Consider the following 12,093-nt stretch of genomic DNA (forward strand, 5'->3'; position numbering starts at 1 on the left):
GCCCGAGCGCAAGTTCGGTATCAAGAACGATGAAAGCCGCATCCAGGTCGAGGCGCTGGCCAAGAACGCCAAGGATTTCGGCATCGAATACTATTCCGAGAACGATATCCGCCAGGGCATCGTCCACATCATCGGACCGGAGCAGGGCTTCACCCTGCCCGGCATGACGATCGTGTGCGGCGACAGCCACACCTCGACGCATGGCGCCTTCGGGGCGCTGGCGCACGGCATCGGCACGTCGGAGGTCGAGCACGTGCTGGCCACCCAGACGCTGATCCAGCGCAAGGCCAAGAACATGCTGGTGCGCGTTGACGGCCAGTTGCCTGAAGGCGTCACCGCCAAGGACATAATTCTCGCCATCATCGGCGAGATCGGCACCGCCGGCGGCACCGGCTACGTCATCGAATATGCCGGCGAGGCGATCCGTTCGCTGTCGATGGAAGGCCGCATGACGATCTGCAACATGTCGATCGAGGGCGGCGCGCGCGCCGGCCTGATCGCGCCGGACGAGACGACCTTCGCCTATGTCAAGGACAAGCCGCGCGCGCCCAAGGGCGCGGCCTGGGATGCGGCGATCGCCTACTGGAAGACGCTGCAGACCGACGAAGGCGCGCATTTCGACAAGGTGATCGTGCTCGACGCGGCCAAGCTGCCGCCGATCGTCTCCTGGGGCTCCTCGCCCGAGGACGTCGTCTCGGTTCAGGGCGTGGTGCCCAATCCCGAAGAGATCACCGACGAGAACAAGCGCACGTCGAAGATCCGCGCGCTCGACTATATGGGCCTGACGCCGGGAACAAAAATCACCGACATCGCGCTCGACCGCGTCTTCATCGGCTCCTGCACCAATGGCCGTATCGAGGACCTGCGCGCCGTAGCGGCAGTGGTCGAGGGCAAGACCGTCAATCCGCGCGTCAACGCCATGATCGTGCCGGGTTCCGGCCTGGTCAAGGAGCAGGCGGAAGCCGAGGGCCTCGACAAGATCTTCCTCGCCGCCGGCTTCGACTGGCGCGAGCCGGGTTGCTCGATGTGCCTGGCCATGAACGACGACCGGCTGAAGCCGCATGAACGCTGCGCCTCGACCTCGAACCGCAATTTCGAGGGCCGGCAGGGCTTCAAGGGCCGCACCCATCTGGTGTCGCCGGCGATGGCGGCGGCGGCGGCGATCGCCGGCCATTTCGTCGATATCCGCGACTGGAAATAGGATCGGCCCCGGGCCGTTTCCCATGCCTATGGACGTCAAACCCGGACCGCGATGCGGTTCGGGTTTTTCTTGTTCGCAGCTTGCTCGCAAATCTCGCAAAAACCCTCGCAGGGTTGCTTTTCGGCGAGATTTGCCCCGCATATTCGCGTCTGCTTAACCGCTTGTTTGGGCTTGCGTCCTATGGTCTTCCCCGACGTAAGTGAGGGGAAGTCACGGTCCTTTGGACACCGGTCTGTTCATAGCGCTGCTCAATCCGACGATCGCGCTGGCCCTCGGCGCGGCGTTCCTCGTGCTGTGGTTCCATCAGCGCCACCGCCCTTATATCGCGGTGCTGGGGATGAGCTACTGCATCTCGGCGCCGGGCTTCCTCTTCCAGTATTTCACCTTGCCCATCGGCATGGCGCTGACCAAGCTCATTTCCAACATCTTCTTCACCATTGCCGGTTCGTGTCTGTCCGGCGCCATCATCGCCCGCTATGGCAGGCAGGTGCCCTATCTTGGCATCTGCGTGCTGGCCGGCGGCGGCCTGGTGTCGTTCTCCTGGTTCCTGTTCATCGACCCGGATCTCACCTGGCGCATCCTGGCGATAAACTTCGCCTTCGGCGGCCTCAGCCTGCTCGTCGCCGCCGAATTGCGGCCCGTGCGCCACAACGGGCCGACGGGAAACATCCTGTTCCTGCTGTCGCTGCTGTCGAGCATCAACTTCTTCGTCCGCACGCTTGCCGTCGTCATCGTGCACGGGCCCTTCGTCGGCTATGACGGCTTCTACAACTCGTCCTACTGGACGACGGCGCTGCTGACGCACGCGCTGCTGTCGCTGCTGATCGCGCTCTCCCTGTTCACCGCAGCCGCGCTCGACGTGATGAGGGCGCTGAAGACCGAGACCCACACCGACCCGCTGTCGGGCCTGCTCAACCGGCGCGGCTTCGAGGAGCGGGCGGAACTTTTGCTGCGGCGCTGCGCCGCGGCAAAGTTCCCGGTGGCGCTGGTCCTGGCCGACCTCGATCATTTCAAGGCGCTGAACGATCTGCACGGGCATGCCGCCGGTGACCGCGTGATCGCCGATTTCGCCGGCAAGCTGCGCGCGGCCACCGGCGCCAGGGGTGCTGCGGGGCGCATCGGCGGCGAGGAGTTCGCGGTGCTCCTGCCGTTGACGGACCTCGCGGCCGCGCGGCTGTTCGCGGAAGCCGTGCGCGCGCTCTATTCGGCCGGCAGTGTCGACGGGCTTCCTGCCGGCACCAAGGTCACCGCCAGCTTCGGCGTCGCGGCTCGCAGCGGCGAGGAGGCGCTGGAGCCCCTGATGCGCCGGGCCGACGACGCGCTCTACAAGGCCAAGAAGAACGGTCGCGACAGCGTGCGCCTGTCCTATGAAAGACCGGAAACCATGTTCGTGCCGGAGCAGCTCAAGGCCGGCTGACCGCGCCTTCGTTAACGTCTTTTTCGCCCGTCGATGCTTAGGTGCGGCACGGGATGCGAGAAGAGATGAGCGGCGCCAATTTCATATTGCTGATCAACCTGTCGGTCGCCGGCCTCCTGGCGGCGGCCTTCATGGCTGTCGCCTTCCATGATGCCGGCCGGGCGCCGGCGCGCTGGCTGGCATCGGGCTATGTGCTCGGCATGGCCTATTTCGCCATCGAGTTCGGCATCCCCGCCTTCGACGACGCGCGGCCGGCCGTGGTTGCCGCCTTCGCTGTCTTTCTTGGCGCCACCATCGCCTTCAATGCTGGGCTTGCCCACAAATATGGCGTCGCGCCGCCATGGGCGCCGATGCTGTTCTTCCTCGCCGTCACCACCATCGCGGTCTATGCCGTGCAGGACCTGCCGCGCCAGTCGCTCGCCCGCATGATGGCCTACCAGCTTCCGTACGCCGCCATGCAGTTTGCCGGGCTGGCCATCGTCTGGTCGTCCAGGCAGAGGCTCGCCCTTCTCGACCGCATGCTGATGGTCGTGCTCGCCGCGAGCGCCCTGCAGTTCGCTTCGAAACCATTCATCGCGCATGCGCTCGGCGGATGGGGCGCCAATCCGCAGGCCTATCTGCAGAGCAGCTATGCGCTGGTGTCGCAGTCCCTCGGCACGGTGTTTGGCCTGGCGCTGGCGCTAGTCATCCTGGCCATCCTGGTTCGTGATGTGCTTGCCGAAATGACATCGAAATCGGAGATGGATACGCTTTCGGGGCTGCTCAACCGTGGCGGCTTCACCCGCCAGGCGGAACTGGCGGTGCTTGGCGCGGCGCGGCAGGGCGTGCCGGTGACGCTGGTCATCGCCGATCTCGATCACTTCAAGGCCATCAACGACAGTTTCGGCCATGCGGCGGGCGACCGGGTGATCGAAACATTCGCCGGCCTGCTGAGGGAGGCGGCCGCCGGCCATCACGCCGCCGGCCGCATCGGTGGCGAGGAGTTCGCCATCATCCTGACAGGGACCAATCTTGCGGCCGCCCGGCTGTTCGCCGAAGGCACGCGCAGCGCCTTCGGCGCGCTGCCCATCGAGGGACTGCCGGCGGAAAGCCGCTGTACGGCGAGTTTCGGAGTCGCCGAGCTTCATGCCGGCGAGGTCTTTTCCGGGCTGATGCGGCGTGCCGACGGAGCCCTCTACCAGGCCAAGAACGGCGGACGCGATTGCGTGCGCGTTTCCGCCGGGCCAACCCTGGCCGAAATTGCTCCAATCGCGGCGGGACGGAGATCGTAACCGCAACGCCGGGTCATCAGTCCGCAACGGACCTGACCGACGCGGCGCTGTCTCAACGGCAGGGGCTGAGTTCCGGCATCTCGCCGTCGGACAGGCCGTACATGTAGCTGCGGCCCTTCACGAACACCGGCGGCCGATAGCAATCGCTGTAACCGGATATCTCATCGGCCTCGTTCTGGTAGATCACCCTGGGCTGGCCGGCGCTGGTGTAGGCGGACAGCTGCTTGGCGAGTTTGCCTTCGCCGACGATGATGCGCTTGTAGCCGGCGGCGCTGTCGATGACGAGATTGCCGAAGGAATCGGCATAGACACGGTCCTGATGGCCAGCGAGCGCGGGCGACGCAAGGCCAGCCGCGGCTGCAGTTGCCATCATGAGCGCCGTGAGACGCGATCTGCCAGAGTTCGAACGCATGGTTTCTTCCTTCTTCGAGGAGCCTCCTCGAATCAGAAATTAACCTTTTCTTAACCTTTGTTAAGAGGCTGGCGCGTTGCGCGGCGATGTCTCGTCAAACATGGTTAATTTCCGACTGGAAGGGAAAACCCGATGGCCATCATTCGGCCATCCTTGGCCGCACCATCGCGGCCGGCTCCGAATGGATCCAAAGGTAACGTCGAGGCAACCTTGATCTTGGCGCAGCATCGTGGCTAGTTGCCGCGCGGGAGGACAGCATATGGCGTTACGCTGGACGGTTGGGGTGTCCGTTTTTCCGTTGCTCGTTGTCGTTGCTGCCTGTGTGCCGCAGGATGGCACGCCGAAAGCGGCCAGCACCGTCTCACCGGCGCCCGCCCAGCAGTCCGGCGCGAGCGTGGCGGCACCGGCATCCACGACCCCGGCACCGGCAACAAAGACCACCACCGACCTTACCGCGCCGCGGCCCGCCTTGGGCACGGCGGCCTACAGATGCGGCAGCAACGGCACGATCACCATCCAGAATCTCGGCACGTCGCTGCGTGTGGTCGGGGCCGACGGCTCGACCGAGGAGTTCGCGGCGTCACCAGCCAACCAGAACAGCCGCTACCAGGAAGCTGTGACGCATGACGCAATCGTGATCGACGGGCGCGAGGCGCTGGTGATGAAGAAGGGATCGACGCCGCAGACCTGCACCCGCTGACGCAAATCTCGACACGGGCGGCGCCCCGGCCAGACATGTTGCACTGCAGCGATATCGAGCCGGCTTCAGGCCGCCGACCCCTAATCGATTGAAGCCCGGACCTGCCTTTTAGTCAGACTAAATTACGTTTTCGAAACGGTTTTCTGGCTTTGACGCGGTGCAAAAAGAGCATTAGAAACCGGCTGTCCGAAGTCGCAACCGGAAGCGGCAATGCCGCAATTCCACATGAGGCGGGAGACGCCGAACTGGGGCAGCCATGAGCAAATCACCAGCCACCCAAGCCAGACGCGAACGGCCGCTTTCGCCGCATCTGACGATATATCGCCCGCCGATCACGATGACGATGTCGATCATCCATCGCATTACCGGCGGCGCGCTCTATTTCGGCACGCTGCTGGTCGCCGTGTGGCTGATGGCTGCTGCAAGCTCGCAGGCGACCTTCGACTGGGTCAACTGGGCGTTCGGCACCTGGCTCGGCCGGCTCGTCCTGTTCGGCTATACCTGGGCGCTGATGCACCACATGCTGGGCGGCATCCGCCATCTGGTGTGGGACACCGGAGCCGGCCTCGAAAAACACACCGCCACCAAGATCGCCTGGGCGACGCTTGCCGGCTCGATCCTGCTGACGATCCTGATCTGGATCGCCGGCTATATGGCGCGGGGTGCCTGACATGAGCGGCAAGAGCAACACCGACATGCGCACGCCTCTGGCCAGGGTCCGCGGCCTCGGCTCGTCCCATGAGGGCACGCAGCATTTCTGGCGCCAGCGGCTGACGGCGCTCGCCAACATTCCGCTGACGCTGTTCTTCGTCGGGTTCCTGATCGCGCTCAACGGCGCCGGCTACGCAGAGGTGCGGGCTGCGCTCGCCAATCCCTTCGTGGCGCTGGTGATGATCCTTTTCCTGATTTCCGGGCTCTACCATATGCGGCTCGGCATGCAGGTGATCATCGAGGACTACGTGACCAGCGAAGGTCTCAAGCTGCTGACGATCGCGCTCAGCACATTTTTCACCGTAGCGGTCGGCGTCGCCTCGATCTTCGCCCTGCTCAAGCTGGCATTCGGAGGCTGAGTTGGCCAAGGACGCGAAATCAGCCAACACGGCAGGCTATACCTTTGTCGACCACAAGTTCGACGTGGTGGTGGTCGGCGCCGGCGGCGCCGGCTTGCGCGCCACGCTCGGCATGGCCGAACAGGGCCTGCGCACCGCCTGCATCACCAAGGTTTTCCCGACGCGTTCGCACACCGTGGCCGCGCAGGGCGGCATCGCCGCCTCGCTCTCCAACATGGGCCCCGATTCCTGGCAGTGGCACATGTATGACACCGTCAAGGGGTCGGACTGGCTGGGCGATGTCGACGCCATGGAATATCTGGTGCGCGAAGCGCCCGCGGCGGTCTATGAGCTCGAGCACTACGGCGTGCCGTTCTCGCGCACCGAGGAAGGCAAGATTTATCAGCGGCCGTTCGGCGGCCACATGATCAACTACGGCGACGGCCCGCCCGTGCAGCGCACCTGCGCCGCCGCCGACCGCACCGGCCACGCGATCCTGCACACGCTCTACGGCCAGTCACTGAAGAACAACGCGCAGTTCTTCATCGAGTATTTCGCGCTCGACCTGATCATGGAGCCGGACGGCACCTGCACCGGCGTCGTCGCCTGGAACCTCGATGACGGCACCATCCACCGCTTCTCGGCCAAGATGGTGGTGCTGGCGACCGGCGGCTACGGCCGCGCCTATTTCTCGGCGACCTCGGCGCACACCTGCACCGGCGACGGCGGCGGCATGGCCGCCCGGGCCGGGTTTCCGCTGCAGGACATGGAATTCGTGCAGTTCCATCCGACTGGTATCTACGGCGCCGGGTGCCTGATCACCGAGGGCGCGCGCGGCGAGGGCGGCTATCTCGTCAATTCCGAAGGCGAGCGCTTCATGGAGCGCTACGCGCCGTCGGCCAAGGACCTTGCCTCGCGCGACGTCGTCTCGCGCTGCATGACGCTGGAAATCCGCGAGGGGCGCGGCGTCGGCAAGAAGAAGGACCACATCTTCCTGCATCTCGACCATCTCGATCCGGCCGTGCTGCACGAGCGGCTGCCCGGCATTTCGGAATCGGCCAAGATCTTCGCCGGCGTCGACCTGACCAAGGAGCCGATCCCGGTGCTGCCGACGGTACACTACAATATGGGCGGCGTGCCGACCAATTACTGGGGCGAGGTGCTGAACCCGACGGCGAAGGATCCGGACAAGGTGTCGCCCGGTCTGATGGCAGTGGGCGAGGCCGGCTGCGCTTCCGTGCACGGCGCCAACCGGCTCGGCTCCAACTCGCTCATCGATCTCGTCGTCTTCGGCCGCGCCGCGGCGATCCGCGCCGGCCAGGTCATCGACCGCAAGTCGGCCATCCCTTCGCCCAACGAGGCCTCGGTCGAGAAGATCATGGATCGCTTCGACAAGCTGCGCCATGCCAACGGCTCGACGCCGACGGCGGTGCTGCGTGAGAAGATGCAGAAGGCCATGCAGGAAGACGCCGCCGTGTTCCGCACCCAGGAATCGCTGGAGAACGGCTGCAAGCGCATCTCTGAAATCTGGGGCGAGCTGAAGGACATCAAGGTCTCCGACCGTTCGATGATCTGGAATTCCGATCTCGTCGAGACGCTGGAGCTGGAAAACCTGATGGCCAACGCCATCACCACCGTCTACGGCGCCGAAGCGCGCAAGGAGAGCCGCGGGGCGCACGCGCGCGAGGATTTCTCGGCCCGCGACGACACCAACTGGCGCAAGCACACGCTGGCCCGGCTCAGCGAGGACGGCAAGGTGACGCTGAGCTACCGGCCCGTTCACACCGAACCGTTGCTCGCCGAAAAAGACGGCGGCATCAGCCTGGCCAAGATCGCGCCGAAGGCCCGGGTGTATTGAGATGGCACTGGCGGCAGCGGGATATTCCGGCACGCCCCTTCCGGCCAAGCTCGGCCTGAAGGACGGGATGACCGCTGCTTTCATCGCGTTGCCGCCGGAACTGGACGATCTGGCAGGCGCCGTGGATTTCGCAGGCGTCGACCGGCTTGCCGACTGGGCGGGCATTTCGGGTGCCCGCCAGAAATACGATGCCGTGCATGCCTTCACCCGGCAGCGCGCCGAGATCGAGGATCGCCTCGGCGATGTCGAGGCGGCGATCAAGCGCGACGGCATGGTCTGGGTCTCCTGGCCGAAGAAGGCCTCGAAGGTGGCCACCGACGTCACCGAGGGTGTTGTCCGCGCCGAAGCGCTGAAGCTGGACCTCGTCGATGTGAAAGTTGCCGCCGTGAACGAAATCTGGTCCGGGCTGAAGCTCGTCATCCGAAAGGACCTGAGGTAATGGTCGAACTCACGCTTCCCAAGAATTCGAAGGTCCAGCAGGGCAAGACCTGGCCGAAGCCGGAAGGCGCGACCAATCTGCGTGAATATCGCATCTACCGCTGGTCGCCGGACGATGACGAGAACCCGCGCATCGACACCTATTTCGTCGACATGGACGATTGCGGGCCGATGGTGCTCGACGCGCTGTTGTGGATCAAGAACAAGATCGACCCAACGCTGACGCTGCGCCGTTCCTGCCGCGAGGGCATTTGCGGCTCCTGCGCCATGAACATCGACGGCTCAAACACGCTGGCCTGCACCAAGGGCTGCGACGACATTTCCGGCGCGGTCAAGGTCTACCCGCTGCCGCACATGCCCGTCATCAAGGACCTGGTGCCCGACCTCACCAATTTCTACGCCCAGCACGCCTCGATCCAGCCCTGGCTGCAGACGGTCTCGCCGACGCCCGCCAAGGAATGGCTGCAGAGCCATGAGGACCGCGAGAAGCTCGACGGGCTCTACGAATGCATCCTGTGCGCCTGCTGCTCCACCTCCTGCCCGAGCTACTGGTGGAACGGCGACCGGTATCTCGGCCCGGCTACATTGCTGCAGGCCTATCGCTGGCTGATCGACAGCCGCGACGAGGCCAAGGGCGAAAGGCTCGACAATCTGGAAGACCCGTTCAGGCTTTACCGCTGCCACACGATCATGAACTGCGCGCAGACCTGCCCCAAGGGGCTGAATCCGGCCAAGGCGATCGCGGAGATCAAGAAGATGATGGTGGAGAGACGGGTCTAGGCGGGGTTCTTTCGCAGCAGTCGCAAAGGCGGCGATCCTTCGCGCCCCCCTCTGTCCTGCCGGACATCTCCCCCACAAGGAGGGAGATTGGCAACTTCATCAGCCTCGATTCTCTTGAAATATAGGCGATTGGCGAAAGCAGTCGTGACATCCGATCTCCCCCGTTGTGGGGGAGATGTCCGGCAGGACAGAGGGGGGCGCTATCCCGCCTGCTTCGTTTTAATCCGATGAGCGAAGCCCTTCCTATCTTCTCCAAAGCTAAATCCGTTGACGCGCAAGCATCAGGTGACCCGGCGAGGTATGCCGATCGCCGAAAGTGCCGGCACTTGTTGACGACGAATATTAGCAATTGCGCAAGTACTAGGCCGAGAAACACGCTAAATCTCGCAGCATTGCCTTAGTATAGTTTTAAGTGCGCTCGGCTATCGATTTCCCGGATCATACTTCGAGTACAAGGTCATGCGCGGCTTCATTGCGAACCGTTACTGGATGTCCGGCCTGTTGGTCAGCGCCGCGACAGTGGGATCGCTCACCTGGCTCGTGTCGTTGATCTATCTTGAAGAGAGAGAACTGCTTGCGGCCCTCGGCCTCGGAGTTCTGATCGCGCTCCTCTTGTTGGACAGCTTCCGGGGCAGGAAGGCGGATCAGAGCAGGTGGTTCAAACTCTACCTCTCGCTCGTTCCCTGCTTTTTCTTTCTTGTCTATGTCTACCTCGAACGTGCCTTCGGCTATTTCGACTGGGGCGCCATGCTCATGCATGCGGATGCGGGCATGCTGACGCCCGGTGTCGTCTTTGAGTATCTCAGGAACACCGGCGGCACGATATTGATCATCGCGGTCGTTCTTTTCGGTCTTGGCGCGCTGAAGGCGCGCGGCACGCTGACGAGAGGACTGGACGTCGCCTTGATGGCGTTCTTCCTGGCCGCGAACCCGATGCTGACGCGTCCGATCTCCGCGGCGATCCATCCGAACCCGCTGCATGATTTTCTGTCCACGCAGTTCGTCGACATCACCGCGCTGACAAAGCCGGACAGCGTGGCCGCGGCACCCAAGAACCTGGTCCATATCTTCATCGAGAGCGCCGAGCGCACCTACATGAACAAGGCGGAGTTCGGCGACGTCATGGATCCGCTGCTCGAATTCGACAGGCGTGGCCTTTCGGCGGCCAACATGGTGCAGCTCGCCTACACCAACAACTCGATCGCCGGGATGGTGGCCGCGAATTGCGGGGCGCCGTTGCTCATAACCTATTTCACGACCCGCCAGTATTTGGAGGAGCACCCGCAATTCCTGCCGGGCCTCACCTGCCTGGGCGATGTCCTGAAGGCGCGCGGCTACCAGCAGAGCTTCGTCTCCGGCTGGCCGCTCGGCTTTACCGGTCAGGGGTCGTTCTATGCCTCGCATGGCTATTCGTCGCTGTTCGGCGGTCCCGAGGTGGTGGCCGCCGTCGGTGGCCCGGGCAGTGCGTTCGGCGCCGACGACGCCCAGGTCCTGGACATGAGCCTGGACGTTCTGCGGCGCGCAGGCCAAGATGGCAAGCCGTTCGCGCTGACGATCGCCGTCAGCGGCGGCCATGCCATGGATGGCTATCTGACCGGCAAATGCATCGGCAAGACCGGGCTGTCTCCGCAAGTTCCCAATATTCTGCATGCGGTGAAGTGCACCAACATGCTCATTGCGGACTTCATCCATAAGGCCGAGGCCGAGGGCCTGATGGACGATACCGTCCTGGTGCTGCAGAGCGACCACCTCAGCGCGCCGAGCACCGTGACGGATCGCTTGAACAGGTATGAGCGGCGCAACTATTTCTCCGTCTCCGGAGACGGCATTCCGGCCAGCACCCATACCGGGCTTTCGGGCACGATAGACATATTCCCCACCATACTGGACGCGCTCGATGTATCGCTCCCGAACGACCAGGCGGGCTTCGGCGTGTCGCTGCTGTCGGACCGGCCGACGCTGGCCAGCGCTTTCGGCGAAGCCCGATTCGATGATGCGATCTATGCCGAGGATGTGCTCGTCAGGTCGTTCTGGCAGCCGAAGGCCGTGCCGACGGGTCCGGCGGCTGATGCGCGGTGACGCACGGGTAAGCCAGAACCCGAAAATGATGCGGAAGCGCCGGATGTAGCCGCCGCGTTTCATGCGCGCAGGTATCGAACCTTCGCGCCTGTCAGGCAATTGCCACCATATTGGGGCAATTCACCGCTTCGCACTTGTCCCGGAATTGCTCTAAATGGGCTCGATCGACGAAGCTGCCGGTGTCTCCCACGGAAGATGTCGCGCAGGATAGCACGGACACTGTCCCGAAAGACCGGAAAGGACTGAAACCGATGAGCGAAGACCTTCCTGTCCTGTCTCCAGCCGAAGCGCGGATACTCGGCTGCCTGATCGAGAAGAAGGAACTGACGCCGGACGTCTATCCGCTGACGCTCAACGCCGCGCTTGCCGCGGCCAACCAGAAGACGGCGCGCGAGCCGGTGATGGCACTTGAACAGACCGAGGTGCACCGGGCGCTCAAGCTGCTCGAGCAAAAGGGGCTGGTGCGGCAGATGTTTGCTTCCCGCGTGGAGCGCTATGAGCATCAGATGGCGCAGCGCTTCTCGCTGACCACGCCACAATCGGCCCTGCTTGGCCTGCTGCTGTTGCGCGGGCCGCAAACGGCGCATGAGCTTCTGGCGCGAGCTGAGCGCATGGCGCGGTTCTCCTCGATCGAGGACCTGCGCGGCGAACTCGACATGCTGATCGGCCGCCGGCCGCCGCTGGTCCAGGAAATCCCGCGCGGCCCGGGCCAGCGCGAGGACCGCTACGTGCATCTCTTGAGTGGGCCGGTGGACGTTGCCGCAATGGCGGTTCAACGGAGCGCGATATCGATGCCTTCTTCCGATCTCGAAGCGAAACTGGAAGCGCTGGAGCAGGAAGTCGCGGCCCTTCGAGCTCGGCTCGACGCGCTGGGCGCTTAACAGTCAA

12 protein-coding genes are annotated in these 12,093 nt (G+C 64.0%); 11 read left to right on the forward strand and 1 reads right to left on the reverse strand.

What is annotated here, in order from left to right; all coding sequences use genetic code 11:
• From leuC to J0I79_RS22350, 3 genes are all read left to right on the forward strand, one after another.
• Positions 1-1,201: 3-isopropylmalate dehydratase large subunit (gene leuC / locus J0I79_RS22340; RefSeq protein ID WP_292864077.1), on the forward strand; the 1,201-nt coding region annotated here is incomplete at its 5' end.
• 220 nt (positions 1,202-1,421) lie between these two features.
• Positions 1,422-2,618: a GGDEF domain-containing protein gene (locus tag J0I79_RS22345; RefSeq protein WP_292864079.1), complete on the forward strand. Its 1,197-nt coding sequence runs from the start codon at positions 1,422-1,424 to the stop codon at positions 2,616-2,618.
• Between the two features lie 65 nt (positions 2,619-2,683).
• Positions 2,684-3,889 carry a GGDEF domain-containing protein gene (locus tag J0I79_RS22350; RefSeq protein WP_292864081.1) on the forward strand — a complete coding sequence of 402 codons (1,206 nt, stop codon included), beginning with the start codon at positions 2,684-2,686 and terminating at the stop codon, positions 3,887-3,889.
• 52 nt (positions 3,890-3,941) lie between these two features.
• On the opposite strand, the gene J0I79_RS22355 is transcribed toward J0I79_RS22350, so the two are convergent.
• Positions 3,942-4,301, reverse strand: coding sequence for a hypothetical protein (locus J0I79_RS22355; protein WP_292864084.1), 360 nt, complete (start codon positions 4,299-4,301; stop codon positions 3,942-3,944).
• A 259-nt stretch (positions 4,302-4,560) separates the two neighbouring features.
• Between J0I79_RS22355 and J0I79_RS22360 the strand changes: the two genes are divergently transcribed.
• The 8 genes from J0I79_RS22360 to J0I79_RS22395 all read left to right on the forward strand — a co-directional run bounded on the left by J0I79_RS22360 (position 4,561) and on the right by J0I79_RS22395 (position 12,086).
• Positions 4,561-5,001, forward strand: coding sequence for a hypothetical protein (locus J0I79_RS22360; protein ID WP_292864087.1), 441 nt, complete (start codon positions 4,561-4,563; stop codon positions 4,999-5,001).
• Between the two features lie 256 nt (positions 5,002-5,257).
• A complete protein-coding gene (sdhC, locus tag J0I79_RS22365) occupies positions 5,258-5,671 on the forward strand; it encodes a succinate dehydrogenase, cytochrome b556 subunit (protein ID WP_292864090.1) in 414 nt (137 codons plus the stop codon).
• 1 nt (position 5,672) lies between these two features.
• Positions 5,673-6,071 carry a succinate dehydrogenase, hydrophobic membrane anchor protein gene (gene sdhD, locus J0I79_RS22370; protein WP_140735279.1) on the forward strand — a complete coding sequence of 133 codons (399 nt, stop codon included), beginning with the start codon at positions 5,673-5,675 and terminating at the stop codon, positions 6,069-6,071.
• Between the two features lies 1 nt (position 6,072).
• The gene (sdhA, locus tag J0I79_RS22375; RefSeq protein WP_292864098.1) at positions 6,073-7,908 is read left to right on the forward strand and encodes a succinate dehydrogenase flavoprotein subunit; all 1,836 of its coding nucleotides are present in this window, start codon (positions 6,073-6,075) and stop codon (positions 7,906-7,908) included.
• Position 7,909: 1 nt separating this feature from the next.
• Positions 7,910-8,347: a DUF3052 domain-containing protein gene (locus J0I79_RS22380; RefSeq protein WP_292864101.1), complete on the forward strand. Its 438-nt coding sequence runs from the start codon at positions 7,910-7,912 to the stop codon at positions 8,345-8,347.
• A complete protein-coding gene (locus tag J0I79_RS22385; protein ID WP_137930427.1) occupies positions 8,347-9,126 on the forward strand; it encodes a succinate dehydrogenase iron-sulfur subunit in 780 nt (259 codons plus the stop codon). The genes J0I79_RS22380 and J0I79_RS22385 overlap by 1 nt, the downstream gene beginning before the upstream one ends.
• A gap of 459 nt (positions 9,127-9,585) precedes the next feature.
• Positions 9,586-11,205 carry an LTA synthase family protein gene (locus tag J0I79_RS22390; protein WP_292864107.1) on the forward strand — a complete coding sequence of 540 codons (1,620 nt, stop codon included), beginning with the start codon at positions 9,586-9,588 and terminating at the stop codon, positions 11,203-11,205.
• A 251-nt stretch (positions 11,206-11,456) separates the two neighbouring features.
• Entirely contained in the window at positions 11,457-12,086 is a 630-nt protein-coding gene (locus J0I79_RS22395; RefSeq protein WP_292864110.1) for a DUF480 domain-containing protein, read from the forward strand.
• Positions 12,087-12,093: the final 7 nt, after the last annotated feature.

This window comes from Mesorhizobium sp., from assembly GCF_017306585.1.
Lineage (GTDB): Bacteria > Pseudomonadota > Alphaproteobacteria > Rhizobiales > Rhizobiaceae > Mesorhizobium.

Excerpts from the sequence above, each read along its gene's own strand:
- J0I79_RS22350 (WP_292864081.1), top strand. The coding sequence starts at position 2,684 with ATGAGCGGCGCCAATTTCATATTGCTGATCAACCTGTCGGTCGCCGGC.
- J0I79_RS22355 (WP_292864084.1), bottom strand. The coding sequence starts at position 4,301 with ATGCGTTCGAACTCTGGCAGATCGCGTCTCACGGCGCTCATGATGGCA.
- J0I79_RS22360 (WP_292864087.1), top strand. The coding sequence starts at position 4,561 with ATGGCGTTACGCTGGACGGTTGGGGTGTCCGTTTTTCCGTTGCTCGTT.
- sdhC (WP_292864090.1), top strand. The coding sequence starts at position 5,258 with ATGAGCAAATCACCAGCCACCCAAGCCAGACGCGAACGGCCGCTTTCG.
- sdhD (WP_140735279.1), top strand. The coding sequence starts at position 5,673 with ATGAGCGGCAAGAGCAACACCGACATGCGCACGCCTCTGGCCAGGGTC.
- J0I79_RS22380 (WP_292864101.1), top strand. The coding sequence starts at position 7,910 with ATGGCACTGGCGGCAGCGGGATATTCCGGCACGCCCCTTCCGGCCAAG.
- J0I79_RS22385 (WP_137930427.1), top strand. The coding sequence starts at position 8,347 with ATGGTCGAACTCACGCTTCCCAAGAATTCGAAGGTCCAGCAGGGCAAG.
- J0I79_RS22390 (WP_292864107.1), top strand. The coding sequence starts at position 9,586 with ATGCGCGGCTTCATTGCGAACCGTTACTGGATGTCCGGCCTGTTGGTC.
- J0I79_RS22395 (WP_292864110.1), top strand. The coding sequence starts at position 11,457 with ATGAGCGAAGACCTTCCTGTCCTGTCTCCAGCCGAAGCGCGGATACTC.